The sequence below is a fragment of the Clostridium sp. BL-8 genome, assembly GCF_002006495.1.
In the GTDB taxonomy this organism is placed as follows: domain Bacteria; phylum Bacillota; class Clostridia; order Clostridiales; family Clostridiaceae; genus Clostridium.
Genome location: NZ_LZZL01000003.1, coordinates 39,385 through 64,762 on the forward strand (window position 1 = coordinate 39,385; position 25,378 = coordinate 64,762).

The window sequence follows — 25,378 nt, forward strand, 5'->3', positions numbered from 1 at the left end:
GATTCTCACCATCCATCGGCTCTCTGAAGAAATTCTTAAATCGTAGCTTTTATCATCACTGCTTTTTCATATATTTCTTTATATCAATAACACACAAATAATAAATGTGTATACTGCATCCTTTATTATTATATATACATTTATACTATTTTTCAAGTAAAACCTTATCTTTGAATTTAAAACCAATTTAAATGTAATATTAAGGAATGTGAATTATATTATTTTTAAATGTTTTTAATATTATTATTCGTGAAATCAATTTAAAATATTCTTTTTTATTTATTGATTTTTTAATACTCTCAAACGAAAAATAAAGCTAAATTCACACACTCATTAAATAAAACAGATGTGCTTATTATTTTCACTGTTTCTAAACTAAATGCCCTTCTTCAGTTGAATCTTGACATAAATATGAATGGAAGTTTATTATATGATAGATACTAAATATGTTCTAATTGACAGTTTATATTTAACAATTAACAGTAAATGATGAAATTCAAGCTGAATTTCTCTAAAATTATTAAATATTAATATTTAATTGGAATTTATAACCATAAAATAACCTAAAATAAATTCTTAAAGAAGAGGAGTATTATATGTATCCAAAAGATTTAAATTACAAGATGCCTGCTGAATGGACTACTCATGAGCGTACCTTTATTTCATGGCCTGTTAAAGAATCTATGTGTTATCCTGAAAATCATGAAAGTGTACGTCTTGGATATGCTGAATTCATCAAGGCAATTTCAGAATTTGAACCAGTTACAGTAATTGTGAACCCTGAAGATTTAACTTACGTGCAAAATTATTTTAAAACCTCTAATAATGTAGAATTTCTTTCTATCGAACATAATGATGCATGGCTTCGTGATAATGGTCCAACATTTATAATGAATGATACGCAAAGCTTAGCTGGCGTGAATTGGAACTTTAATGCTTGGGGTGGAAAATATGCTCCTTGGGATCTAGACGACAAAGTAGCAGGAAAAATTCTAGAACATTTCAATGTAGAAAAATTTGATGCACCTTTCATTTTAGAAGGAGGCTCAATTCATGTTGATGGAGAAGGAACTCTGCTTACTACTGAAGAATGCTTACTAAATCCTAATAGAAACCCAGACCTTACTAAAGAACAAATTGAAAATTATTTAAAAGAATATTTAAATATAGAAAAAGTTATCTGGCTTAAAAATGGTTTAGATGGCGATGAAACTGATGGTCACGTAGATAATATAGCCTGTTTTGCATCACCTGGGAAAATCCTTATGCAAACCTGCAATGACCCTGAAGATAACAATTATAAAATAACCTTAGAAAATCTTGAAATATTAAAAAATTCAACGGATGCTAAAGGCAGAAAGTTTGAAATTATTCAAATTAATCAGCCGCCTAGAACTGAATATAAGGGTGAAAGGTTAACTTTAAGCTATTTAAACTTCTACTTTGTAAATGATGGTATTATTTTACCTGTATTTGGCGGTAATGCTAAAGAAGCTGATAAAGCTGCTGCAAAAGTGCTAAGTGAAACCTTCCCTGATAGAAAAATCAGAACGGTAGATGGAATAGCTGTTATTAAAGAAGGTGGAAATATACATTGTACTACTCAGCAGATGCCAGCTTCTAAAGAATAAAAAAAATAAGATGAGGTGATACACATGAGAAAAGTTAAAGTTGCAGCTACCCAAATGAGCTGTTCTTCGAACATCGATGAAAATATCTCTAAAGCTGAAAAATTTGTAAGAGAAGCAGCCGATAAAGGTGCTCAAATAATTTTGCTTCAAGAATTATTTGAAACTCCATATTTTTGTCAAAAAGAAAAATCAGATTATTATATCTACGCTACAGAAGTAGAACAAAATAAAGCTATTAATCACTTTAAGAAAATTGCTAAAGAACTTAAGGTTGTTCTTCCTATCAGTTTTTATGAAAAGAAAAATTACGCAAGATATAATGCCATTGCAATAATCGATGCTGATGGTGAAGTACTTGGTACCTACAGAAAAAGCCATATTCCTGATGGCCCTGGCTATGAAGAAAAATTTTACTTTAATCCAGGAGACACTGGTTTTAAAGTCTGGAAAACACGCTACGGTAAAATTGGCGTAGGTATATGCTGGGATCAATGGTATCCAGAAGCAGCTAGATGCATGACTCTTATGGGTGCTGAAATGATATTCTATCCTACTGCCATTGGTTCTGAACCTCAAGATGGATCAATTGATTCAAAAGATCACTGGCAGGCTTGTATGCTTGGTCATGCAGCTGCTAATTTAATTCCTGTAATCGCCTCAAACCGTGTTGGCGTAGAAGAGGATGAAGACTCTAAAATCACCTTCTATGGTTCATCCTTTATTGCAGGACCACAAGGTAATAAAGTTATTGAAGCTGGTCGCAGCGAAGAAACAGTATTAGTTGCTGAATTTGATTTAGATGAGCTTGAAACACAACGTATTGAATGGGGAATATTCAGAGATAGACGTCCTGACTTATATAAAATTATTACCTCTTATGATGGAGACTTAATAATTTAGATTTAAACTTAAAATTAAAAGTTCCGCTAAGACAATATTAACTGGATATGCTTAGCGGAACTTTTTTAATATTAATAATAAATGTTATCTGATCTTTAAAAAACTATCTTTAATCTAAAAGAATGTACTTCTTTTTATTCTCTGGAACATAATATTTTATTTCTCTACTTTATTAAATTAATGATGAAAAAGTCTTATTCCTGTAAATGCCATAACTATATTATATTTGTCGCAAACTTCAATTACATTATCATCTCTTATAGATCCACCTGGCTGAGCTATGTAAGAAACACCACTTTTTCTAGCACGTTCTATGTTGTCTCCAAAAGGGAAAAATGCGTCTGAACCTAAAGATACCTCTGATAATTTTTTAAGCCATATTATCCTTTCTTCTTTGCTTAATGGTTCTGGCTTTTCAGAAAATATACCTTCCCAAACTCCATCGCATAATATATCCATATAATCATCTGAAATATAAACATCTATTGCATTATCTCTATCTGCTCTTTTTATTTCTTTTTTAAAAGGAAGTTTTATAACCTTTGGATTTTGTCTCAAAAACCACGCATCAGCTTTATTTCCAGCCAATCTAGTACAGTGAATTCTGGATTGCTGCCCTGCACCAATTCCAATAGCCTGTCCATCTTTTGCATAACATACAGAATTAGATTGTGTATACTTAAGTGTACTTAGAGCTACAATTAAGTCCCTTTTAGCATCGTCAGGTATAACTTTATTTTTAGTAGGCAAATTATTAAACATATCTTGAGTTATTTTCACATCATTTCTCTTTTGTTCAAAAGTTACTCCATAGATTTCTCTTGTTTCAATTTCCTTAGGAATATAATTAATATCTATTTGTATTATTAAATACTTACCTTTACGCTTACTTTTCAATATTTTAAGCGCTTTATCAGAATAAGCTGGTGCTATTATTCCATCAGATACTTCTCGTGATAAAAATTTTGCTGTCTGCTCATCACACTCATCTGACAAAGCTACAAAATCTCCATATGAAGACATTCTATCTGCGCCTCTTGCTCTTATATATGCTGTTGAAATATCTGATAATTCCTCCTCCTCTACAAAATATGCTTTCTTTAAAAGTTCAGTTAACGGAATAGCTACTGCAGCTCCTGCCGGACTAACATGCTTAAAAGACGCAGCTGCAGCTAAGCCTGTAGCTTCTTTTAATTCTTTTACAAGCTGCCAGCTATTAAATGCATCTAATAAATTTATATATCCTGGAGTCCCATTTAATATTTTTATTGGTAGATTTCCATCCTGAGTAAAAATTCTAGCTGGCTTTTGATTTTGATTACATCCATACTTTAAAATCAATTCTTTCATTATATAATCATTCCTTTCTTAAGATATCAAACATTTTGGAATCATTTTTTCAAACTTTCACTCCTTATTAATACGACAAAAAAGCCCACTATCCAGGCTTTTGCCCAGACGGTCGGCTTTTAAATTGTTATACTTCATGTGGTTTATCCCACTTCCGTCAGTCGTATAACTCTATATATATTAAATACTATTTTTAAACGAATTTGTCAACTTATTAAATTATATTACCCAATCTCCATTTTTAAATACTTGAACTTTTTCACCACTCGCAGTTTCTCCGATTATTTCAAGCTCTGCAGAACCTACCATGAAATCTATATGAGTCAACGAATCATTAACTCCCTTTTCTAGAAGTTCTTTTTCTGACATATTATCACTGCCTTTTAAGCAGCTTGGGTATGCCTTACCAAAAGCAAAGTGGCAAGATGCATTTTCATCAAATAATGTATTATAGAATATTAGACCTGAGTTTGATATAGGTGAGTTATAGCCAACTAAAGCAACTTCTCCTAAATATCTTGCACCTTCATCAGTATCTAAAAGTCCTTTTAATATTTCTTCACCCTTTTCTGCTGTGAAATCAACAATCTTACCATCTTTAAAAGTAAGCTTAAAGTTATCTATTAAGTTTCCTCCATAATTTAAAGGTTTCTTGCTAGTTACATATCCATTTACACCATCTCTCTTTGGAAGAGTAAATACTTCTTCTGTTGGCATATTAGCTACAAATCTAACTCCATCTTTAGTATTTTCTGCTCCAGCTAACCACTCATGACCTTCTGGAAGCTCTACAACTAAATCAGTTCCTTCTGATTTATAGTGAAGATACTTGAAACTTTTCTCATTTAAATAATTTCTTCTATGATCTAATTTTGATATATGTTCTTCCCAAGCAGCAACTGGTGATTCTTTATCAGCTCTCACTATGCTGAATATTGACTGCCAAAGCTTTTCTACAGCTTCTTCCTCTGGCACATTTGGAAATACCTTTTTAGCCCATCCTTTTGTAGGTACTGAAACAACACACCATGAAACTTCATTACTCATCATTGCAGCACTGGCTTTTTTCATAGCTGTGCTGTTTGTCTTAGCTTGAAGTGATATTTTATTAGGATCTATACCACTTAAAAGTTCTGGATCTTCAGCAGCTATACTGATAAATCCGGTTTTCTCTTTTATAAGCTGCTCTCTTTCAAGTGCAAGGTGAATAGGTTCCTTTTCAAAGCTTTCCATTGAAGCTTTATTAAATTTTATTAAAGAAAGTTTTTCATCATTATATCTTACTATTACATTTATAGCCCCTGCTTCATAAGCTTTTTCTGCCATGATTCTAGCAAAATCCGCACATTCAATTGGTGAAGTTATAAATAATTGCTGTTTTTCCTGCAAATTTATTCCTGTTTTAACTACGAGTTCTGCATATTTTTCTAAAATCTTTATATCCATTCCGTCTCCTCCTAGGCTTTCATATTTTAATCTATAGCGCTATTATACCACAACTTCCAGAAAATTATGGTATTTAAGGCACAATCAAAAAAATAACAGACCAGTATGCTTGCCTAATCAACTATAATCGTAAAATTTAATTTACTTTTTTATTTTTTCCAGTAAATAAGAAAATTATTAATATTATTACATTCCTACACTCGTTATTTTAACATGTTGATCAACTTCATTATCGTAATCTATATCGGAATACCCAAAACCAAACAATTTAAAGAATTCATTTCTAAATTCCTCTATATCACTTAACTCAGTAATGTTATCAGTATTAATCTTTTTCCATAGCTCAAATACCTCTTTTTGAACATCACTTCTTAATTCCAAATCATCCATTCTTATTCTGCCTTCATCATCAAGAGAGAGATTACTCTTATATAATTCTTTTGAAAATAACCTATATATCTGCTCTATGCAGCCTTCATCAATACCCTTTTCCTTCATAACCTTAGATAATATAGATATATATAAAGGAACTACAGGGAGTGCCAAACTCGATTGAGTCACTAAAGCCTTATTAACAGATATTACGGCTTTTCCATTAATCTTCTCGAGGTCCTTATTTATTATTTCAGCAGTCTTCTCTAAATCTTTCTTTGCCTTTCCTATAGAACCATTCCTATAAACAGGATATGTGATTTCAGGCCCAATATATGAATATGCTGTTGTAATTGCTCCCTCTGCAAGAACATCTGCAGCTATTAATGAATCAATCCACATCTTCCAGTCTTCTCCACCCATAACGGCAACGGTTTCTCTTACCTCATCTTCATCTGCTGGATTAATTTCCATATCTGATACCTGATAACTATGAAAATTTACAGTCTTTTCTTTAAATGTTTTTCCAATTGGTTTCAGTACTGATGAGAAGACCTCTCCTGTTACTGGATGTATTCTTTTAGCTGAAGCAATACTGTATATTACAAGGTCTACTTTTCCCAAATCTTTTTTTATTAATTCAATAGTTTCTTCCTTTATCTCTTTCGAAAATGCATCTCCATTAATAGTTGCAGAATAATACCCATTTTCACCAGCATACTTCTCAAATGCTGCTGTATTGTACCAGCCAGCTGTAGCTGTCCTATTTTCAGAAGCAGACCGTTCAAAAACAACCCCAATAGTACCTGCACCTGCACCAAAAGTTGATACAATTCTTGAAGCCAGACCATATCCCGTCGATGCCCCAATAACAAGAACGTTTTTCGGGCCTTTAATTGGCTTAGTTCCTTTCACATAGTCTACTGCTTTCGTAACATTTTTAGCGCATCCTTCTGGATGCGCTGTTGTACAAACAAACCCTCTAAATTTAGGATTTATTATCATCCTCTCACTTCCTTACCCATAATTTTATTTTAATTAATAATCTAAACTTTGCTATTAATTTCATATGATAGATCTATATATTAGCTTTTCCTTTTAACCATTTTTATTTCATAAATAATAAATTATCAATTTACTATTATATTGCTAAGTAATATGATTGTAAACATGGAAAATGTAAACAAAGTATTAAGAAAGTGTTACTAATTAACTTTTTATTTAGAGTAAGTAATCATTCGCTCAGCGGTGGCTTTTATTATGCCCTCTAAGGGCACGTTACCAGCAAATGCCTAGTATGTTGCTTCTAAATTAAAAGAACTGACATATAACTCTTGCCAGTTCTCTCTAAACATCATTTATAACAATTTTCATTTACAATATTTTAATGTATATGTCGCAATTAGAAATTCCCAGATAACTATCTATTACCTAAATAAACTTAAATATTATTGTGGATCATAAGACGCCCAGTCATAATACGCATTAAGTGGAGTCACTCCATTATAAGAACCTAACCATGAGTCTACCCCTGTTCCTGGCCATAAATTCATCATGATTTTACCAGGATGTGATGGAATATTACTTGTTGCTCTGTAAACTTCCTTTCCATCTACTAACCATGCAATATAGGTTGGCTGCCAGTTAAAAGCATAAGTATGAAAACTTGTTGAGGAATCAAAGCCTAAATTATAAAGGTGCTCATGATTTCCTACACCATTTGTATAATAGTTAAATTGTACCTTCGTTGTATCCTTGCCTAAAAACTCAATATCAATTTCATCCCAAGGAGTATTATCTGTTGGTCCTGTATAAGTAAAGAACGAAGAAACTATACCAGTATTTTTTGCTGGTTTCATACTTACTTGATAAAGTCCATAACTAAAAGTATCATTTGAGCGATATTCTGCACCAGCATATGGTGTAGAACCGCCTTGTGTATCTTTATTTAAAGTAAGATCCATAACTCCATTACTGAAATTGATGTTGCTAGCTCTCCAAGTACAATTGAACTGTCCTCCATTAGTCCAGCCGTCTGACTTTGACCAGCTTCCTGTGTTAGCATAATCAAATCCATCACTAAAGTGAGATTTAGTCACTGCAAAAGTCTTTGTTGGAATAAAAGCTCCTACTAAGAAGGTGCTTACTAGAATTCCTAATACTGCAACTTTTATTTTTTTCTTCTTCATATATTTTTCCTCCCCTAATTAAATAATTTATTAAAATCATAATTGATTTTATACCTCTCATCTTTGTTATTTATTTTTATACTGCCTACACAATTAAAATAAATAACATTCCTCCATTCACTTTTATACAATATCTAATTTCTATCTACAATCTTATGATATATAAAAAAGTAACTTACTAAAATGGTATAAAATTACGATAAAGTATGAAAAAATTACTGACTTTAAACATTTACATAAAGCAGAAAAAAAAGAGACTCTTTTTTAGAATCTCTTACACTTGCATTACATTTTTCTTGTATTCAGCTGGAGTATAACCTGTATGCTTTTTAAAAAGTTTACTAAAGCAGATTGTCTCCTTATAACCTAACATATCACTAATCTAATAAACCTTATAATCATATTTCTTCAATAATATCTTTGCCCTTTCCATTTTTGCTCTTGTTGCATATTCTAAAAAATTCTCACCAGTCTGCTGTTTGAATATTGAGCACAAATAGTTTTTACTAATATTTAGTTTATTTGCTATAGACGTTAATGTAATATCTTCATCAATATGTTTAAGTACATCTTCACATGCTTTATATACTATATTATCACCTTGATTTAAGAGAAATATTTTTTACTATCTTTCTTACAAGCACTAAAAACGCTTCTCTTTCTTCATATGTATCTAAAGAACTTATTACCTTTCCATAAATCTCTTCTTCAAATTTCACATGCTCTTTCTGAACTTCTATTCCTTTTTCAGTAAGCTCTAGTTTGTATGATCTTCTATCTTTCTTACTAATTGCTCTAACTATAATATCATTCTTTTCTAATTTATCTATTATGCTGGTTAACGTACTTTTAGGAATATTTAATGCATCCACTATATCTCTTATGATCACTTCTTCCTTTTCAGTAATAATCCTAATTATAGATAGCTCATTTGTACTAAAGACTTGTATACTCGGATATTTTGCTTCTATATCTTTATAATTTGCTTCCATAAACATACTATGCCATAATGCATTAAATTCATTAACTTGTCTTTTGAATCCTTTATCCATAATAATTTTCACTCCAAAACTTTCATTATTTATTATTTTATTTTAGCATTAATTGCAAAACTCTTCCAATTAATCTTTTTAAAGTCAAATGGCTCAAAACCACACTCTACCAATAGTTTTTTTATTTCCTTTTCTGAATATATATAATAATCGCCTTTATTTGATGATTTTAAAAGCATATTTATAATTGGTTTACAAAGTGCTGGTGCCGTTGGATCTCCAATAATCAATATACCATCATTACTTAAAACTCTTCGCATATCAGATAAAACTTTTTCTGGATTTGGATAATGATGAAAAGATGCATTACATACTATAACATCAAAAAAATTATCTTTCCATGGTATATATTCAGAATCTCCAACTTTAAGTTCTACTGCATCGCCAAGATTTTTCTTAGCAGCTTCAATCATTTTTTCAGAAATATCTAAGCCATATAAATTAAAATTTTTGTTTGCTGCCAGTCTAATTAATACATTTCCTGTACCGCATCCCACATCTAATATTCTTTTCGGATTTGCTTTAATTATTCTGTTTACAATTTCACCATACATTGGAGCTACAAATTTTCCATCACCTTTCTCATCATAGATTGAAGCCTGCTTATTATAGGTCACTTTTGAGTTTTCCTTAAAAATATTTTTATTGCTTTCCATATCAAAGCCTCCAATAAATATAATTCGATTTTAATATAGTACTGCATTCGTACTATACTTTTATAGTACTACTTCCGAGAGGCAAATTCAACCATATTTTTATATATTTTCCCAAATACAAACTTGCTTTTATTGCATAAAAATAACGTTAATAATATTATTAAATATCATTAACGCTATAATTACTTTACACATATCTTCTTATCAAATTTTAAACATTTGCCCTAATTAATAATTTTTCTTATCCATTCCTTTAATTTATCCCTTTTTTCTGATTCTGTACTAGAATCTGCAAATTCAATTTTTCCAAGTATAGTATTATCTTTTAAAGCAGCTTCTAATTTTTCAAAACATTTTTGAGCTCCGCCGCCACCATGACAGGCAAAAAATGCAAGATTCTTATGATCTATTTTATTTTTAGAGATAAAAGTGTTTATTGGTGGTGCATAAGTTCCAGCCCAAACGGGTGTCCCGATAAATATTGTGTCGTACTCACTTAGATCCTGAATTTTATTTTTTAAGGCAGGCTGTTTTTTAAATAAGGCACCCATACCTCCAAACCAATATTTCTTGATTCCATTTTTAGGATATTCCTCTACTGGCTTTAATTCAAGTAACTCACATTTTAATTCCTCTGCTATCATATCTGCTATGAATTTTGTATGCTCCTCTAATGAATAAAAAACTACCAACCCTTTCATTACATCACTCCTAATAAAATAATTTCTAATACTCTATTTTATACTATTATCTATTTTCTTAATTATTATATATCTCCCTTATAAAAACATTTTACCCATAAAAATTCTAACTTGCTAGTAATATACTTACATTTTTAGATTTAATATATCTTCAAATTTATCTATAACATAATCATATTCTCGAACGTCTCCAAAACCATATTTTGCATAAACAAATTTTATTTTAGCAGCTTTTGCCCCTTCCAAATCTCCATTAGTATCGCCTATGTATATTGAATTTTTAAAACTATTTCTATCTATTACAAGCTTTATATTTTCTCCTTTTGTTAATCCAGTTGCTCCTGAAGCTTCAAAGTCAACAAAATATTTAGCTAAGTTATATGCTTTGAAAAAACACTCAACATATCCTTCTTGGCAGTTACTTACAATGAATAATTTATATTTTTGTGATAATTCTTTAAGGGTTTCCTCTACCTTAGGAAATAATAATCCACCACGCTTTCCTAAGTATTTCAGCTCATTTTCACATACTTCTTCCATTAGCTTCATCCGCAATACTTCATCTAAATCTGGAAATAACTTCTTCCCTATATCATCATTTACTAATCCCATACATCCCTTTATTTCTTCATAAGTTACTTTCTTTTTCTTTACCTTAGAATGCTTTTCTAAAACTTCCTTCCAAGCTTCACAAACACCACCTATTGAATCCCAAAGAGTTCCATCTAAATCAAATCCAATGCTATCTATATCCATATCATTACTCCTCCAATCTAGCCTATGAAATTTAAAATTATGATTACTTATTAAATTTATTTAAATATTATCACAATGCTTAATATTAATCTATTTTTACAAATATTTTTAAATATCATATGCCTGTAGGTACTTCAATCTTAATAATCATATTGGCTCTTATAATAAACTTATTATGCTCTATAATTATCACTAACAGGAAGGAATCAAAAAATTACATTTCTTAACAGCATTGCTTAAAATCTCACCTTATGGTACTATTTATTAAAAGTATTTTAAATTTTATAATGCATATAGTTTTCTAGGGTTCCACAGTGCTTTACTGGTTTGGTCCAAGAGAAAACGCACAAGAATATTGTGTACACGGAAGGATAAAAGCCTGGGAGAATTAAATAAAATTCTCTTTAGACTTTTTTTATTTTTGAATATGTCTCATAAAACAAATTCAATATATTTACATGCTGAAAGGATGGAAGTAAAATATGTCAGAAAATAAATTAATACTACAGCTATTAAAAGAAAAATATGGAGTTTGCAGGTTATCTGAAACTTCTTCAATTCCAGAATGGGCAAAAACTAGTGATTTCTTTTCCATAACTAAAACATATGACGAGCTATCAATTGTATGCCTTGAAGTCAATATACCTGAAGATATAAAGTGCGAGAAGGATTGGCGAATTTTAAAAGTTGAAGGACAGTTAGACTTTTCACTAATCGGTATACTCTCTGAGATCAGCACAATATTAGCTCAAAATAAAATAAGTATATTTGCTATTTCTACCTATGATACTGACTATATACTTGTTAAAGATAAGGATGTTCAAAATGCTGTAACAGCTTTAATGAATAAAGGATACGAAGTTCTAACCTAAAAACTTTATTGTTTAGGCATATGAAAGAAAATAACAATTTCAAATATGAAGGCGGCTTAACTTGTTATTTTCTAATAACGCCTTATAAAGAGACAGTGTAGAAACTGCCTCTTTATAACTATAGGTATCTATTAATAATAATAAGGATAATATACATATGGTGGAGCAACATAAGGATAAGGCAATAATGACAAAGCAGCTAAACCAGCAAGAGGGAAAGCTTGTCTTCTAAAGCGCCTATATCTCATTGGAGGGCGATAATTATAATATTGTCTTTCCTGATATTGATAATATTCGGGATCATTTTGTTGATATTGATAATACTGAGGGTCTCCTCCTCCGCTATTATCCATTACATCCTCAGCAACCATAATGATAATTTTATCAGAATCCACACTTTCAATAATTCCATCTAAAGTTTTTCCATCTGTCATGGTTAATTTAACATGATAATTCATACATTTTTTACATTTATCATGCATTCCTCTTGAATCTCTATAAGTATCTTCTTGTTCAAATTCCATTTTTTTCAACATCTCCTTTCGAATATTATGATATTCATTTATTAGGAGAACTGTACCTCTAAATTAGAAAATTATACGCAAAAATAATTTTGAATTTGCAGAATGTTTAGCTTTTATATTTGACTATTTTTCATTTTACAATTTTAAACTTCATTATTTTTTCTCCCCTAATCTTAAAGCAAAAGACAAACAAAATCCAACTAGAACAATTCCAACTGCAACCAATGTTGCAGATCTAAATCCTACCGAAATTGCTGTCTGCTCGTCAATTCCACTTCTTAACGCTTTCAACTGTGAAGCTGACATAATCCCTACGAATAATGAAGAGCCAATAGCTGCTGATATCTGCTGAAAAGTATTTAGTATTGCTACTCCATGTGGATAAGCTTCTGGTGGCAATTGATTAAGAGAACTTGTCTGGCAAGGAGACATAGTAATCCCTACTCCAATACACACCACTACATATGAAATTATAATCTTTATAAGCATCGTATCATTATTTGCTTTTGATAAAAACCACAGTGCAATAAGAATTATAAAAAAGCCTGTTGGTATTAATACTTTCACACCAAATTTATCATAAATTGTACCACCTATAGGTGTTACAAAACCATTTGCAAGAGCTGCTGGAAGCAATGCCATTGCTGCTATAAAAGTTGTTGTCTTAAGTGCTCCCTGTAAAAACATCGGCAGCATTACATTCATAGTGAACATGGTCATCATAGAAATCATAACAAGTGCTACTCCAATTGAAAATAAAGGATATTTAAAGGTACGCATTTCAAGCATTGGTTCTTTTAAGACTAATTGTCGCTTTCCAAATATAATCAACGCTATAATTCCAACAATAAAAATTATACCGACCACTTTAATATCTCCATTGTCACTGAAACCACTTATACCATATATAATTCCTCCTACCCCAATGCTTGATAATAAAATTGATATTATATCAATTTTAGGTTTTGTAAGGCTGGATACATTAACCAGATATATATAAGCCAAAATCATGGCTAATACTATAAATGGAATTAATATTATGAATAATGCATGCCAGCTAAAATATTGTAATATAATTCCTGCTACAGTTGGTCCTAATGCTGGTCCAAGAGAAATAGCTGCCCCACATATGCCCATTGCTGACCCATGTTTCTCTGGTGGTGTTATAGTTAATACCGTATTCATCATAAGTGGAATCATCATTCCAGTCCCCGAAGCTTGCAACATCCTTGAGATAAGCAGCATTGTAAAAGACCCTGAAAGTGCTGCACTGATTGTCCCAATTAACAGTAAGGTCATCGCTCCTAAATATAACTCCTTTGTTTTAAAGGATTGAATCAAAAAAGCCGTGACTGGTACCATTACTGACACTACTATCATATATCCTGTAATTATCCATTGTATTATTCCTGGGGTAACATTCATTTCCTTCATTAAAGTATTTAACGCGACGTTTAATATAGTCTCATTAAATACAGATATAAATGCACTAAATACTAATATTCCTATAATTATTTTTGCATTGATTTTTACTTCAGATTTTGCTGTTATTGCTACATCCATTATCTTTCTTTTCCTCCTTACTTTTTAGACCAGTCTATATAATTATATCTTTTTAAATGGTCTATTTCAAAAACATTATATTATCACTTTGAAATAGACTATTACTGACATAAATTATTTTAGCTTAATATCATTTACTCACTATAATTTATTATTTTAGGAATTTGTTTAGCTATTAATCTAAGCGGATTACCACTTTTTCTAGTTAAAGCCAATGTAATTCCACCTTCTGTCATGGCTCCGATTACAGCACTTAGCTCATAAGCTTTTTCTTTATCTATCCCAATTTCAATTAATTTTTCAGCATAAGTTCTCTCTAAAACATCAAAAATTTCTTCACATGCCTTCCTTAAATTTTCACTGGTTAAATAAGTTTCCAAAGCAATTAAACTAATAGACATATCTCTAGTTTTTTGTTCATTATCAATTACTTTTGCTAAATGTTCTAAATTATTCATAACTCCTTGAATAGGATTTTCAGCATTTTTTAGATTTTCTTTTAAATTAAGTGTTATCTTTTTTCCAGCTGAAATTATTGCTTCTAGTGCAAGCTGCTCTTTACCTTTAGGAAAATGGTAATATAATGATCCCTTTGGTGCTCCACTCTCTGCTAGGATTTCATTCAAACCTGTCGCATTATAGCCTTTCACTTCAAAAAGCTTTGAAGCAGTTTCTATAAATTTTTCCTTTGTATTTTTCTTATCATTCATATCAATACCTTCTTAATAAAATTATAGTGACTGGTCTATATCTTAATACTATATCTGATTCTTTTGATTCTGTCAATAATTTCTCTTTTGTGCTTTACAATGCGTTTTTAAATATAAAAAGCAATAAACTTTTTGTTTATCGCTTTTTATATTTGTTATTAATTTGTTGCTTTGTTTAAACTTAAAGCAGTTTTTCGATTGCTTCTTCTAACTTTTCTGGCTCAAATGTTGGAGCATATCTTGCAACTACATTTCCAGTTTTATCTACTAAGAATTTTGTAAAATTCCATTTTATATCGTCTCCAGTTGTATTAAAGCCTTTTTCTGATAAAAATTTATATAAGCCTTCTGATGCTTCATCTTCAGCTGCTTTTGGTGCTTCCTTCTTTAAAAACTTATATAGGTCAGCTGCATTTTCACCATTTACATCTATTTTAGCAAAAGTTTCAAATGTAGTATTATATTTAAGCTGACAGAAGCTTGCAATTTCTTCATTACTTCCTGGTGCCTGCTCAAAGAATTGATTACATGGGAGATCTAAGATTTCTAATCCTTTGTCTTTATATTTATCATATATCTTTTGAAGACCTTCATATTGAGGGGTAAATCCACAGCCTGTAGCTGTATTAACTATTAATAATACTTTTCCCTTATAATTATTTAATGAGACCTCGTCACCTTTTATATTTTTTACCTTATAATCATATATCATAATATATCTCTCCTTTATAAATATTATTATCTGACAATTTATTTAAGTGAAAATTTCACCATATAACAAATTTATTTATTGTTGCAGCAACTTTTCTATATCACCTTTTAACTTTAATGGAGTTGTTATTGGTGCATATCTTTTTACTACATTACCTTCTGAATCTATTAAAAACTTAGCAAAGTTCCATTTAATTTCTTTATTTAAAATGCCTTTAGCCTCATTTTTTAAATATTTATATAGTGGATGTGCATTATCTCCATTTACATCGATTTTTTCAAACATTGTAAAACTAACTCCATAATTGATTAAACAAAATTCACTAATTTCCTTATTAGTTCCTGGGTCCTGCTTAGCAAATTGATTACATGGAAAGCCCAAGATTTCAAAGCCTCTATCTTTATATTCTTTATAAAGCTCTTCTAATTCTTTAAACTGAGGTGTTAAACCACATTTACTGGCTGTATTCACTACTAAAACTACCTTGCCTTTGAACTCTTCCATCTTTATTTCTTGACCATTCATCTTATTTGCTGAAAAATCGTAAAACCTCATGTTGATCATTTCACTCCTTATTCATACTTTGAATTGATGTAAATTTAATTTTATTCAACATAATTATTTAAAAATAATGAAATTCTTCACAGGAATTTCAAATGAGCGTTTTATATATAGAATAATCTATTTTTATAAATTAAATTGCTCTCAATTAATTTATAAACTAAGTATATACTCTACGATTTTAAATGTCAACCTTAATCTTATTAACTTCTTAAAATATATTCTCCATAAAATCAATAATTATTCATAGTTATAATCCTAGTTCATCTAGGTGACTCTAAATAAAGAGTCACCTGCTTAAAGATTTTATTATTAAAAGTATCATTTAACCCTAGACTTAAACTTCCCTGCAGTAATAGTCATCATATCCCATCACTTTTTTGTAAACAGGCTTAAATCCTGCTTTCTTTAAAGCACAAATACGTTCTTCAGCTTTTTCAATTGCTTTAGTAAGTATCCCCTTAACCTCAAATGCTTCGAAAAAATACTCATTTGATATAGCTACTATATCTTCAATTATGGATTGAATCTCATACTTACTTTGAAGATCAATCCTTAAAATACCATAATGATTAAACTCATCATCTGCATTCCTATGAAACATTTCTATAGTTCCAATCTTTTTATTCGTGCCCTTTAAAATTACAGTCCATCTTACGAATTCCTTATTCTTATAGGAAGCTTCCCAAAATTCAATAGCCTGCTCCATTTGTTCTATTGTTGTGTAATTGAAATTATCTCCATTGCAGTTATCTGAATTAAATAATGGAACAGCCTTTTCATCACTATAACATTCAAGTAACTCTTCTAAATCCTCATTGTTTGTTTTTCTTAATGTAATTAACCCTTTTTCATATACTAGACATTCTTCATAAACACTTTTCATAATACTAACTCTCCCTCTGTTTTTCTATAGATAAACACACTACTTGTTTAAGCTAAATTTTACTTTACAGAAAGTATAACAAGAGAATAACGACAACAGTCTGTCATAAATTAAAATGAAATATCATCTATATAAATTTAAAATTTCATCACATCTAGCACAAAGCTTACGCTTTAGTTGTTCTGGTTCAATTATTTTTGCAAGATTTCCAAAAGAGAGAATAGTTCCAAGCCAAAATTGTTCATTTTCAGGTACATGTAAATTCATAATAAAATCACCATTCTCGTACTCTTCTTCAATGGATCCATTTAAATATTCTATAGCTTTCATCTTTATTTCACATTTACCAAATAATTTTATATCTATATATTTTCTAATGTCTTTAGCTTCATTTTTCTCTAGGAGTATATGTGCTGACTCATGCTTCCTTAATATCTTGCTATTTATTTTCTTCAAATTCATCATGCGCAAAATTTTGTATAATCTATAATCTTCTTTCTTCAATGAATATCCAAGTAAATACCAAGAATACCATCTATAAGTCAATGCAATTGGTTCAACTTCTTTTATTGTTGTTATATTATCTGCACTTGTATATTCAAAGGACACACTATATTTTTCTGCAATTATATTCTCTAATAACTTCAATTTCTCATTAATGTTTTTATTCTCACTTAAAGTACTAAAGTCTAAAATAATATTTAAATCTCTTTTATTTTTCCTCAATACTGCTTTTACCTTTTCAAGCGTTACAGCTGTACTTTGACTTTTATATGCAGAAGCCAAACCTTGTAAAGCTGAAATTATGTAAGCATAATCATTTTCTCCTGCTATCTGTCTGTTCATTTTAAAGCTATCCAAAATTTCATATCCTCCATCCACGCCAACAGATGAAGCTACTGGAATTCCTGCTTGACATAAGGTTTCTATATCTCTTTGGATCGTCCTAATTGAAACTTCAAATTTATCGGACAGAATTTTTGCACTTGTCTTTTTGTTATTCAATAAATAAATTGTGATTCCAAGCAATCTATCAATTTTCATGTTTCATACCCATTACCCTTTTTTATCTAATCTATCACTTGTATTTATTTTACCATGCATCTACTAAGCTTATCTATAACATCAAGAATAACTTCTTACACTTCAAACTAAAGAGGCAGCACTATTTATCCAAAAATAGTCTGCCTCTCTATAATTAATAAAACTTTACAAACTCATCTACAGGTTTCCTATATCCTCTAATCTTATTACTGCTCTTATCGATTTTTCCCATAGTAATCATTAAAACAGGAGTTTCATTCTCAGGGATATTTAACAATTTGCTTATCTTATCCTTGTCAAAATATATCATTGGGCATGTATCCCATTCTTTATCTTTAGCGAGTAGCATAAAAAGCATTGCTGATAACGATGCATTTCTTATAGCTTCATCATGCTTAAAGCCTTCTCCCCATCCTTCATAAAGATTTCTAATAGTATTAATCATGATATCATATTCAGTTTTATCAATCATTCCAAGCATCATTGATCCTTCATAAATCTTATCTGCTGATAAATAGGCATTCTTATCACCTGTAACTATTATTGTTGCTGAAGCAGTCTTTATTTTGTACTGATTAAATGCAGCTTCATAAACTTTGTCCATCAATGTTCTATCTTCTACAACATAATATTTTGCATGCTGTAAGTTATAGGCTGAAGGTGCTAAGGAAAGTTCTTTAAATATGTCATAAAAATCTTCTTTAGGTATTTTAATATTTTCAATAAATTTATTTGCTGATCTTCTTTCTCTTACTATTTTCAAGAATTCATTCATTTTCATCATCCTCTCTTCTTACAATAATTATACTAGGTAGTCCTATTATTGTATAATATTTTTATAAGATGTACAATCTTTCCATAAACCTGAATGACGAGATAAAAAATTCTTGCTTAGGTTCACAAGTAAGCCAAGTAACACAAGATGTTCAAGAATTTAAATTTTCAAAGGGGAAAGTATGTCCTCTTTGTGGTAGTGAAACTATATCAAGAAATGGCAAATATAATTGTAAACAAAGATATATCTACAAATCTCGTAAGAGAGGTAAACAAACCAAGAAAATGGACATCTCAAATGAGCACGTGTGCATTGCTACTGCTATTGATAGACAAGGTGACTTAGCCTGTAAATATAGAATCACATCTACTGAATTAGAAAAGTTATATAATGCGAATACAGCAAATAGTTCTATACTTTGTACTGATCGCCATAAAAGTTATGTACAATTTGCTAATAGAAATCCTATATATAATGTTAAAATTAGTGTTATATGTAATATAAACCAAATTGATTATTGAGAGGTGAATAAAAAATGAAAAAATTATTTAGATCATTTATCTTCTATTTTTCATTACTAAGCCTATTATTGATTTACATGCATTATATTGGGAATGACCCTAAGAATATTGTACTTATACACTTAAATCTAATTTTAAGCAAGTTACAATATACTGATTTTGGAAAAAGTATTTTAAATTCCGGACCATTAGTCAAGTGTAGAACGATAAGAGGTGAAATTTCAGTTTACTGGTATATTGCTCATTTTATAACTTTCATATTTTATGGAATAGTTTTTGATTTTATAAAGTTCCTCATAAAAATGAGGAAAAGAAATAATTGAGTTGATATATGCTAATATTTCCTTTTATGAGAAATATATCAAAATATTATTGGTAATTTAAGTGGACAACCTAATCTATGATTTATCAGGCTATATTTCAACACTATATTAAAACATAGCCATTAATTTTTAACTTTTTACTTTAGCCTATTTTTTCTATTTTATCATCTAAAACCAATATTGCCTGATCATTATTTAATCGTGTTACTGTGCAATTGTGCTTTAATTCAAAGTCCAAGATCTTTTCTTCTAAATTAGGATAAATTCCACAATGCTCCTTATAATGTGGATATATACGTATATCCACTGCATTTAATGCACTCAAATCTGCAACTTTAAATGTATTATCTTCTGGATAAATATGATTACACATCTCGTTATCAGGACCTAATGCGATAGATCCTGCGCTTAAACCAATCATAATTTTGCCATCATTTATTAATCCTTTTAAAACTTTATCTGCTCCACTCTTTTTTAAATGATATATCAGATAAAAAGGATAACCGCCATTAAGAAATATTACATCAAACTCTTTTAATTTTTGAACGTCCTCAAATTCAATATCAATAAATTCAACATCTTTAAAGCCCATTTCATGGAATGCATTTTTAACTGAAATCATTTGTGGATGTTTTTCTTTTAGTTTAGGCTGGGAGGTAGATATAATACAGATATTTAAATCCTTTGAATTTTTAGGAACTAATTTTAAAAACGCATTCCTTATTTCTACTGTAGAAAAGCCATATGCAGTCAATAATAATCTCTTCATTAATAATCACCTCAATCTAATTTTTAATAATAATTTATATAAAAGCTATAACTATCTAACTATCTAAAGCAAATACCTTTAATTTTAATGAATAATAATATTTTATGTGTAGCAAAAAATCCAAGTAAAAAAGCTTGGGCTACACGCAATTTACATATTGTTACAGGTATCTATAATCAATTTATAATCAACATTATTAAGTTCTGCATACATCTTTTTTCTCTTATCCAATAAATTGATATATTGATTATTATGATAATCATAATCTACTAATTCTAAAAAAAATCCTCTTAATTCCTTATACATTTCATAGTTTACTTTCTCTTTTCCTAGCCCAATTGTATAAAATCTAAGCATATCAATATACATATTATAAATTGCAAAAGTGACTGCCTCCTTATAATCTTCATAGGCATTAAGTTCCTTAAACTTTTTAACCAAACATATTAAAGCAATCATTTTGTCTTTTATTTGAATGTCTATGCTTGAATCATTTGTAATTGAATATGAATTATCCTCATGGGAATATAAAACATATTCAGATGCGTAAACGCTTTTTAAATACAACATAGCAATAGGGAGATAATCAATATCCTCGTAAGTAACTTTCTCTCTAAATCGCAAATTATTATCAATCAATATACTTCTTTTAAATATCTTACTCCATACAAATCCTGGATATGCGATGAGATAGCTTCTTTTTTCTTTATCTAATTCTCCCCAAGTATTTTTCTTTGTCGTTATAGCTCTTTTACCAGTATTCACATTATCAAAGCCACAGTCTACCATATCATAATTTCCCTGTTTAGCTAGTTTATAAAGTTCTTCAAACATTTCCTTTTTTGCATAGTCATCACTATCTACAAAGCCAACATATTCACCTTTTGCAATATTTATGCCCGCATTTCTGGCACCGCCAGGCCTTTTATTTTCTTTTAAATCTACCAAAATAATTTTATCAGAATATCTTTCCTTATATTGTTTTAATATATTTATACTTCCATCTGTAGAATTATCATTAACCAATATTATTTCAATTTCTTCAAGGGTCTGATTTACCAAAGAATGCAGACATCTATTCAAATACATTTTATTATTATTATACACAGGCACAATTACAGATACTTTAATACTCATTTAACTATTATTCCTTTTCTTTATAATTTTTTCCTTAGCTCTCGATTACTTTGCAATTAAAATTCCAATTTAATATTATCATAACTCATATTATTGCGTGTTCAAGAAATTCAAAAAATATTCTAATGTATTCACAGCATACATGCCTGCGTAATTTCTAAATACTAAATATAGAAAAATAATTAGGATAAAGATTTCTTATTGCACTGTAAAAACAGGAAGCAGTATTTCATCGACAAATAATACAATCTGGTTCAAATCAACATTTTTATACATAAGATTTTCCATACGAATAATGTTAAACGGTAAGGTCAGTGCTATGTTGCTGACCTCTTTTATCTTTTCACCTCTTGATTTTGCATTTTTCAGTAACTTTCGCATAACCAAGATATTTTTTTCTGCTACGTCTATCGTAGCTTCAGGTACTTTGTTATTACCTTGCCCTATTTCAAATAAAACTGCACTTAAAATTTCCGGCCCAATTTCTGCGTACATACTCTGATAGATTGTAAGTAAATTTAACAGATCTCCCCGTAAAGTTCCGGTATCTTTTATTCTATCAATTAATTGACCGCCAAGTGCTTTAGCTGATCTGTCATCAACTATTTCCATGAGTAAGTCAAACATTGTTGCCCACCGACGGTACAACACACTACGACTGGTTTTCGCTGCCTTTGCAATCTGCTGAAAAGAAAGATTTGCATAGCCGACTTCTTTTATGAGCTTTACAACTGCGTCATAAATACTTTCAATTAACGTATCTCCTCGCTTCCGCGTATTTAAGCTTTTCTCGTTCATGGATATACATCTCCTCTGTTTATATTTTATAAGAAATAGTATACAATTTGTTTGAAAAAATATAAGATACATATTGTATTTTATATTTAAAAGGTGTATATTAATAAATATAAGATACACTTAGTATCTTGTCAAGAAGTTGCTCGAAATAAAGGAGGTAATTATGACAAATAGCGTACTAAAGTCCAAGCCTAATTATGGTTTTGATGGTTCGCCTTTCGGTATCACCATTGTTTGTTTTGTGGGAGTAGTTTGTTTTGGCGTGGGAATTGCTTTAATCACTTTTCCCAGTCTCATTCTGAAGATTGTGGCCTTTGTTCTTATACTTTGCGGTTTGTTAATGATTTTTGTTTGTTGTTCTTATCTGTATTACATTAAGCTCGGCAAACTACACCGTAGGGACAAGATGATTTCCATGATTGATTGGAAAGGAAATGAAGAAGTCCTTGATATCGGCACCGGACGTGGACTTTTAATGATTGGTGCTGCTAAAGAATTGACTCTTGGAAAAAGTATTGGCATTGATATTTGGAGTTCAGAAGATATGCACAGCAATACTTATCAAAATACCATGAAAAATGCCGAACTTGAGGGGGTCCTTGAAAAAGTTGAAGTAAGAAATGAGGATGTGCGAAGTATGTCTTTTCCCAATGATACCTTTGACGTGGTTCTTTCCAACCTTTGTATTCACAACATCCCTACCAAAGATGGACGAGAAAAAGCTTGCAAGGAAATAGCGAGAGTCTTGAAATCGAATGGAACAGCGATCATTACCGACAAATCACACACACAAGAATATGGCGAAATTTTCGCAATGGAAGGGTTAACAGTGGAGTTTTTTCGTCTTTCTTTTGACGGTTCACTCCGTAGGATTGTAAAGGCAGTCAAAAAGTGAAGCTTATATTTGATACAAAACGTTTTAAAATTATTTGGAATTTGTAATTTTTGCGAAATATAAAGTATAAAAGCATACTAACCATTTAATTCTTGTACTTCGTGCAAAGATATTCGACCTTGTAGCAGGAGTTTCATTCACATTCCCTCCAAAACTTTGACTTGAATATGAATGAACGATTACCAATAGACATAGTTTCAGGTTAATAAAAAACCTTCAGTAAATAACACACTGAAGGTTTTTAGTTTAATCCTTGCCATGGTGACACGGATGCTGTGATTCCTCCTAATAATGTATTATAAAGACTATTTAAAGACGATTTTTTTGAGTTTATTCGCATATCTTAATATTTTATAACTTTATAGTTCTAGATCCACCATTCATGCTGTAAAATGTTGCCTCAGCTTCTTCTACATAAAAAAACTCAAAGTCTAAAGACTTATATATTTTTGCAGGATCAGGCATAATTTCAAATGCTTTAGCTTTTGCATCCACACTATAATCAAAAACTGCTTTACCTTGTAATCCAATCCATCTCCCATCTTTTGACATAGTGCAAGCTTCAAACTGTGGATTAGACTTTAGTTGATTACATACATTTTTCTAGGTTAGATGTGCAAAAATAGATTTTACTTTTGTATTCCATAGTGAATGCGAATGGACGTACTTTGGGTTTATTACCATCAATAGTGGCTATGTAAAATATTCTAGAATCTTTAATAAATTTTAATATCTCATTTATTTTTTCATCTCACTTTAAGTATTTACTTTATTTCAAAGGGCACGATTATGTGCTTTTATTAGGATTTCATTTACTTTTTATGAATGTAAATATTAATTTATAATCCATAAGTGTATAGACTGCATGTTGAGACTTCAATATTATTTACCTAAAACATATAATTAAGAGAACATAAACGGAGTTATTTTCCTATTAATTTTTATGTGTTCTATATTGATCAAGTTTAAAAATGTGTAGTTTATACGCTAAAATAATGTTTCAAACATAACAAAAAGATCCAAGCAAAAAACTTGGATTCCACTAACTCACTTTATTAATCTGAATTTGTTTTTGTATTTGAAGCATTAGTCCATATTTTAATTCATGAGCTGGAATTGGAACTATTTTATTAGTCTTTTTATGCTGCATAATAATATGATCTCCGCTTTGTCTAACCTGCTTGTACTCATGTTTTTCTGCTAAATCAATCATATCTTTATAATCAAATATTTTAGAATAATCCTTTTTCTGACTTTCCTTAAGCTTCTTAATAAGTTCATATTGCTCATCATCATATTCTTTATTTCTTGCATCAATTATTTTTTTGATTGTCATAAGGTCCCAGTAATTTTCTTGCAACACTTCAATTTCACCCATATAGTCCATATCAAATATAAATGACATATTAATAAGCTTTGCTGTAAATACATCCATCCTTCTTTTAAACATAAATGCATCTTTCTTTGATGTTAAATATCTACTTGTAATATCAATCATTGAGCATTTTAGTTCTGCTGCTTCATTTGCACAAATATACATGTATTTTCTTATTTCATCTTCAGCTTTTTCATAATCTTCTCTCACTTCTATATATAATTTTATTAACCTCTCTATTTCTTCTTCTAGCTTTTCTCCAACAATAGCATGTGCATTTAATTTATCTAATAAGTTACCTATTGAATGTTTCAAACCATAAGCTTTTGTATAAACATCATCTAATATATCGTTTTTATATTCATCAAACCTAGCTATAATATCTAATACCTTATCTGTATTTTCTTTTTCTAATTGATTAAATTTTATTATCCAGTTCATTACCAATACCTTCTTCCATACATACTTTTCTCCCTTTTAGATCAAATTCCATATATTGTATTATAATTATACTGATTTTTCCCATTTGTATCAATATATTAATGAAATTGTTTACTTCAATTAAAATATAAATTTATTCAAGTACTGGTGTTCCTAAAAAAGAACGAGATATTAGTTATTATTGCATAAATCTTCTTTTGGATAAAAAGTTTATTACAATTAATAGCATTAAGCTTTCATCGACTCAATTAAATAATATTTTTACAACAAGCAAAACCTTTATTGTACGAAAACTTATCTTTGATTAATGCAAAAATATGCTTGATAGAACTAAAAGTTATTTTTAGATTGCTATCAAGCATACTCATGAATAATTCAGGTTTAAATACATCTCATGTTAAGGTTAATCCTTCAATTAA

Annotated in this window: 27 protein-coding genes, 1 pseudogene, 1 CRISPR repeat array, 2 riboswitches and 1 other annotated feature (2 of these 32 running past the window's edge); of the genes and pseudogenes, 5 read left to right on the plus strand and 23 right to left on the minus strand. The window is 29.9% G+C overall.

Annotation, left to right across the window (positions count from 1 at the left end; genetic code table 11):
* Window positions 1-68: a binding site (T-box leader), on the minus strand; it reaches 171 nt to the left of the window's first position.
* Between the two features lie 528 nt (window positions 69-596).
* The gene (locus CLOBL_RS01050; RefSeq protein WP_077857298.1) at window positions 597-1,631 is read left to right on the plus strand and encodes an agmatine deiminase family protein; all 1,035 of its coding nucleotides are present in this window, start codon (window positions 597-599) and stop codon (window positions 1,629-1,631) included.
* A gap of 24 nt (window positions 1,632-1,655) precedes the next feature.
* A complete protein-coding gene (gene aguB, locus CLOBL_RS01055; RefSeq protein ID WP_077857299.1) occupies window positions 1,656-2,531 on the plus strand; it encodes an N-carbamoylputrescine amidase in 876 nt (291 codons plus the stop codon).
* A 177-nt stretch (window positions 2,532-2,708) separates the two neighbouring features.
* Here aguB and CLOBL_RS01060 read toward each other — a convergent pair whose 3' ends face one another.
* The 9 genes from CLOBL_RS01060 to CLOBL_RS01100 form a co-directional block, all read right to left on the minus strand.
* On the minus strand, window positions 2,709-3,881 hold the full coding sequence (locus tag CLOBL_RS01060; protein ID WP_077857300.1) for a phosphoribosylaminoimidazolecarboxamide formyltransferase: 1,173 nt from the start codon (window positions 3,879-3,881) through the stop codon (window positions 2,709-2,711).
* Between the two features lie 95 nt (window positions 3,882-3,976).
* A riboswitch (ZMP/ZTP riboswitch) is annotated at window positions 3,977-4,056 on the minus strand.
* Window positions 4,057-4,100: 44 nt separating this feature from the next.
* Window positions 4,101-5,327: an aminopeptidase gene (locus CLOBL_RS01065; RefSeq protein WP_077857301.1), complete on the minus strand. Its 1,227-nt coding sequence runs from the start codon at window positions 5,325-5,327 to the stop codon at window positions 4,101-4,103.
* Between the two features lie 186 nt (window positions 5,328-5,513).
* A complete protein-coding gene (fabV, locus tag CLOBL_RS01070) occupies window positions 5,514-6,704 on the minus strand; it encodes an enoyl-ACP reductase FabV (RefSeq protein ID WP_077857302.1) in 1,191 nt (396 codons plus the stop codon).
* A 443-nt stretch (window positions 6,705-7,147) separates the two neighbouring features.
* A complete protein-coding gene (locus CLOBL_RS01075) occupies window positions 7,148-7,888 on the minus strand; it encodes a glycoside hydrolase family 16 protein (protein WP_077857303.1) in 741 nt (246 codons plus the stop codon).
* A gap of 382 nt (window positions 7,889-8,270) precedes the next feature.
* Window positions 8,271-8,507 carry an AraC family transcriptional regulator gene (locus CLOBL_RS28885; protein WP_347472768.1) on the minus strand — a complete coding sequence of 79 codons (237 nt, stop codon included), beginning with the start codon at window positions 8,505-8,507 and terminating at the stop codon, window positions 8,271-8,273.
* Window positions 8,485-8,940 (minus strand): MarR family transcriptional regulator, encoded by a 456-nt coding sequence (locus CLOBL_RS01085; RefSeq protein WP_077857304.1) that lies wholly within the window; start codon window positions 8,938-8,940, stop codon window positions 8,485-8,487. The genes CLOBL_RS28885 and CLOBL_RS01085 overlap by 23 nt, the downstream gene beginning before the upstream one ends.
* A 32-nt stretch (window positions 8,941-8,972) precedes the next feature.
* Window positions 8,973-9,596 (minus strand): class I SAM-dependent methyltransferase, encoded by a 624-nt coding sequence (locus tag CLOBL_RS01090; RefSeq protein ID WP_077857305.1) that lies wholly within the window; start codon window positions 9,594-9,596, stop codon window positions 8,973-8,975.
* Window positions 9,597-9,820: 224 nt separating this feature from the next.
* Window positions 9,821-10,297 (minus strand): flavodoxin, encoded by a 477-nt coding sequence (locus CLOBL_RS01095; protein ID WP_077857306.1) that lies wholly within the window; start codon window positions 10,295-10,297, stop codon window positions 9,821-9,823.
* A 126-nt stretch (window positions 10,298-10,423) separates the two neighbouring features.
* Window positions 10,424-11,053 (minus strand): HAD family hydrolase, encoded by a 630-nt coding sequence (locus CLOBL_RS01100; RefSeq protein ID WP_077857307.1) that lies wholly within the window; start codon window positions 11,051-11,053, stop codon window positions 10,424-10,426.
* A gap of 290 nt (window positions 11,054-11,343) precedes the next feature.
* A riboswitch (guanidine-I (ykkC/yxkD leader) is annotated at window positions 11,344-11,441 on the plus strand.
* Between the two features lie 94 nt (window positions 11,442-11,535).
* Here CLOBL_RS01100 and CLOBL_RS01105 point away from each other — a divergent pair.
* On the plus strand, window positions 11,536-11,925 hold the full coding sequence (locus CLOBL_RS01105) for an ACT domain-containing protein (protein ID WP_077857308.1): 390 nt from the start codon (window positions 11,536-11,538) through the stop codon (window positions 11,923-11,925).
* A gap of 131 nt (window positions 11,926-12,056) precedes the next feature.
* Here the strand turns inward: CLOBL_RS01105 and CLOBL_RS01110 are convergent, their stop codons facing one another.
* The 8 genes from CLOBL_RS01110 to CLOBL_RS01145 form a co-directional block, all read right to left on the minus strand.
* On the minus strand, window positions 12,057-12,449 hold the full coding sequence (locus CLOBL_RS01110; RefSeq protein ID WP_077857309.1) for a hypothetical protein: 393 nt from the start codon (window positions 12,447-12,449) through the stop codon (window positions 12,057-12,059).
* Window positions 12,450-12,602: 153 nt separating this feature from the next.
* Window positions 12,603-14,012 carry a DHA2 family efflux MFS transporter permease subunit gene (locus CLOBL_RS01115; RefSeq protein ID WP_077857310.1) on the minus strand — a complete coding sequence of 470 codons (1,410 nt, stop codon included), beginning with the start codon at window positions 14,010-14,012 and terminating at the stop codon, window positions 12,603-12,605.
* A 134-nt stretch (window positions 14,013-14,146) separates the two neighbouring features.
* Window positions 14,147-14,722, minus strand: coding sequence for a TetR/AcrR family transcriptional regulator (locus CLOBL_RS01120; protein WP_077857311.1), 576 nt, complete (start codon window positions 14,720-14,722; stop codon window positions 14,147-14,149).
* A 181-nt stretch (window positions 14,723-14,903) separates the two neighbouring features.
* Complete coding sequence (locus CLOBL_RS01125) at window positions 14,904-15,434, minus strand: glutathione peroxidase (protein ID WP_077857312.1); 531 nt, start codon at window positions 15,432-15,434, stop codon at window positions 14,904-14,906.
* A gap of 75 nt (window positions 15,435-15,509) precedes the next feature.
* Window positions 15,510-15,989 (minus strand): glutathione peroxidase, encoded by a 480-nt coding sequence (locus CLOBL_RS01130; RefSeq protein ID WP_077857313.1) that lies wholly within the window; start codon window positions 15,987-15,989, stop codon window positions 15,510-15,512.
* Window positions 15,990-16,332: 343 nt separating this feature from the next.
* Window positions 16,333-16,881: a GNAT family N-acetyltransferase gene (locus CLOBL_RS01135; protein WP_077857314.1), complete on the minus strand. Its 549-nt coding sequence runs from the start codon at window positions 16,879-16,881 to the stop codon at window positions 16,333-16,335.
* A gap of 123 nt (window positions 16,882-17,004) precedes the next feature.
* Window positions 17,005-17,925, minus strand: coding sequence for a WYL domain-containing protein (locus CLOBL_RS01140; RefSeq protein ID WP_077857315.1), 921 nt, complete (start codon window positions 17,923-17,925; stop codon window positions 17,005-17,007).
* Between the two features lie 154 nt (window positions 17,926-18,079).
* Window positions 18,080-18,700, minus strand: a complete 621-nt coding sequence (locus CLOBL_RS01145) for a nitroreductase family protein (RefSeq protein WP_077857316.1) — start codon at window positions 18,698-18,700, stop codon at window positions 18,080-18,082.
* A gap of 116 nt (window positions 18,701-18,816) precedes the next feature.
* Here CLOBL_RS01145 and CLOBL_RS01150 point away from each other — a divergent pair.
* Window positions 18,817-19,158 (plus strand): annotated as a pseudogene (locus CLOBL_RS01150) (IS1595 family transposase); the annotation flags it as partial.
* Between the two features lie 528 nt (window positions 19,159-19,686).
* On the opposite strand, the gene CLOBL_RS01160 reads toward CLOBL_RS01150, so the two are convergent.
* From CLOBL_RS01160 to CLOBL_RS01170, 3 genes are all read right to left on the minus strand, one after another.
* Window positions 19,687-20,313: a Type 1 glutamine amidotransferase-like domain-containing protein gene (locus CLOBL_RS01160; protein ID WP_077857319.1), complete on the minus strand. Its 627-nt coding sequence runs from the start codon at window positions 20,311-20,313 to the stop codon at window positions 19,687-19,689.
* 150 nt (window positions 20,314-20,463) lie between these two features.
* The gene (locus tag CLOBL_RS01165) at window positions 20,464-21,450 is read right to left on the minus strand and encodes a glycosyltransferase (RefSeq protein WP_077857320.1); all 987 of its coding nucleotides are present in this window, start codon (window positions 21,448-21,450) and stop codon (window positions 20,464-20,466) included.
* Between the two features lie 198 nt (window positions 21,451-21,648).
* Window positions 21,649-22,248: a TetR/AcrR family transcriptional regulator gene (locus CLOBL_RS01170; protein WP_077857321.1), complete on the minus strand. Its 600-nt coding sequence runs from the start codon at window positions 22,246-22,248 to the stop codon at window positions 21,649-21,651.
* A gap of 163 nt (window positions 22,249-22,411) precedes the next feature.
* Here CLOBL_RS01170 and CLOBL_RS01175 point away from each other — a divergent pair, with 163 nt between their 5' ends.
* On the plus strand, window positions 22,412-23,143 hold the full coding sequence (locus CLOBL_RS01175) for a class I SAM-dependent methyltransferase (RefSeq protein ID WP_242953763.1): 732 nt from the start codon (window positions 22,412-22,414) through the stop codon (window positions 23,141-23,143).
* 351 nt (window positions 23,144-23,494) lie between these two features.
* Here the strand turns inward: CLOBL_RS01175 and CLOBL_RS28405 are convergent, their stop codons facing one another.
* The 3 genes from CLOBL_RS28405 to CLOBL_RS01185 all read right to left on the minus strand — a co-directional run bounded on the left by CLOBL_RS28405 (window position 23,495) and on the right by CLOBL_RS01185 (window position 24,959).
* On the minus strand, window positions 23,495-23,695 hold the full coding sequence (locus CLOBL_RS28405; protein ID WP_242953764.1) for a hypothetical protein: 201 nt from the start codon (window positions 23,693-23,695) through the stop codon (window positions 23,495-23,497).
* Between the two features lie 37 nt (window positions 23,696-23,732).
* Window positions 23,733-23,885, minus strand: coding sequence for a pyridoxamine 5'-phosphate oxidase family protein (locus tag CLOBL_RS29120; protein ID WP_347472769.1), 153 nt, complete (start codon window positions 23,883-23,885; stop codon window positions 23,733-23,735).
* 300 nt (window positions 23,886-24,185) lie between these two features.
* On the minus strand, window positions 24,186-24,959 hold the full coding sequence (locus CLOBL_RS01185; protein WP_077857322.1) for a type II toxin-antitoxin system HicA family toxin: 774 nt from the start codon (window positions 24,957-24,959) through the stop codon (window positions 24,186-24,188).
* A 379-nt stretch (window positions 24,960-25,338) separates the two neighbouring features.
* A CRISPR array of direct repeats spans window positions 25,339-25,378; the repeat unit is 30 nt; it runs 636 nt beyond the window's last position.

Excerpts from the sequence above, each read along its gene's own strand:
- CLOBL_RS01050 (WP_077857298.1), top strand. The coding sequence starts at position 597 with ATGTATCCAAAAGATTTAAATTACAAGATGCCTGCTGAATGGACTACT.
- aguB (WP_077857299.1), top strand. The coding sequence starts at position 1,656 with ATGAGAAAAGTTAAAGTTGCAGCTACCCAAATGAGCTGTTCTTCGAAC.
- CLOBL_RS01060 (WP_077857300.1), bottom strand. The coding sequence starts at position 3,881 with ATGAAAGAATTGATTTTAAAGTATGGATGTAATCAAAATCAAAAGCCA.
- CLOBL_RS01065 (WP_077857301.1), bottom strand. The coding sequence starts at position 5,327 with ATGGATATAAAGATTTTAGAAAAATATGCAGAACTCGTAGTTAAAACA.
- fabV (WP_077857302.1), bottom strand. The coding sequence starts at position 6,704 with ATGATAATAAATCCTAAATTTAGAGGGTTTGTTTGTACAACAGCGCAT.
- CLOBL_RS01075 (WP_077857303.1), bottom strand. The coding sequence starts at position 7,888 with ATGAAGAAGAAAAAAATAAAAGTTGCAGTATTAGGAATTCTAGTAAGC.
- CLOBL_RS01085 (WP_077857304.1), bottom strand. The coding sequence starts at position 8,940 with ATGGATAAAGGATTCAAAAGACAAGTTAATGAATTTAATGCATTATGG.
- CLOBL_RS01090 (WP_077857305.1), bottom strand. The coding sequence starts at position 9,596 with ATGGAAAGCAATAAAAATATTTTTAAGGAAAACTCAAAAGTGACCTAT.
- CLOBL_RS01095 (WP_077857306.1), bottom strand. The coding sequence starts at position 10,297 with ATGAAAGGGTTGGTAGTTTTTTATTCATTAGAGGAGCATACAAAATTC.
- CLOBL_RS01100 (WP_077857307.1), bottom strand. The coding sequence starts at position 11,053 with ATGGATATAGATAGCATTGGATTTGATTTAGATGGAACTCTTTGGGAT.
- CLOBL_RS01105 (WP_077857308.1), top strand. The coding sequence starts at position 11,536 with ATGTCAGAAAATAAATTAATACTACAGCTATTAAAAGAAAAATATGGA.
- CLOBL_RS01110 (WP_077857309.1), bottom strand. The coding sequence starts at position 12,449 with ATGGAATTTGAACAAGAAGATACTTATAGAGATTCAAGAGGAATGCAT.
- CLOBL_RS01115 (WP_077857310.1), bottom strand. The coding sequence starts at position 14,012 with ATGGATGTAGCAATAACAGCAAAATCTGAAGTAAAAATCAATGCAAAA.
- CLOBL_RS01120 (WP_077857311.1), bottom strand. The coding sequence starts at position 14,722 with ATGAATGATAAGAAAAATACAAAGGAAAAATTTATAGAAACTGCTTCA.
- CLOBL_RS01125 (WP_077857312.1), bottom strand. The coding sequence starts at position 15,434 with ATGATATATGATTATAAGGTAAAAAATATAAAAGGTGACGAGGTCTCA.
- CLOBL_RS01130 (WP_077857313.1), bottom strand. The coding sequence starts at position 15,989 with ATGAGGTTTTACGATTTTTCAGCAAATAAGATGAATGGTCAAGAAATA.
- CLOBL_RS01135 (WP_077857314.1), bottom strand. The coding sequence starts at position 16,881 with ATGAAAAGTGTTTATGAAGAATGTCTAGTATATGAAAAAGGGTTAATT.
- CLOBL_RS01140 (WP_077857315.1), bottom strand. The coding sequence starts at position 17,925 with ATGAAAATTGATAGATTGCTTGGAATCACAATTTATTTATTGAATAAC.
- CLOBL_RS01145 (WP_077857316.1), bottom strand. The coding sequence starts at position 18,700 with ATGAATGAATTCTTGAAAATAGTAAGAGAAAGAAGATCAGCAAATAAA.
- CLOBL_RS01160 (WP_077857319.1), bottom strand. The coding sequence starts at position 20,313 with ATGAAGAGATTATTATTGACTGCATATGGCTTTTCTACAGTAGAAATA.
- CLOBL_RS01165 (WP_077857320.1), bottom strand. The coding sequence starts at position 21,450 with ATGAGTATTAAAGTATCTGTAATTGTGCCTGTGTATAATAATAATAAA.
- CLOBL_RS01170 (WP_077857321.1), bottom strand. The coding sequence starts at position 22,248 with ATGAACGAGAAAAGCTTAAATACGCGGAAGCGAGGAGATACGTTAATT.
- CLOBL_RS01175 (WP_242953763.1), top strand. The coding sequence starts at position 22,412 with ATGACAAATAGCGTACTAAAGTCCAAGCCTAATTATGGTTTTGATGGT.
- CLOBL_RS28405 (WP_242953764.1), bottom strand. The coding sequence starts at position 23,695 with ATGTCAAAAGATGGGAGATGGATTGGATTACAAGGTAAAGCAGTTTTT.
- CLOBL_RS01185 (WP_077857322.1), bottom strand. The coding sequence starts at position 24,959 with ATGAACTGGATAATAAAATTTAATCAATTAGAAAAAGAAAATACAGAT.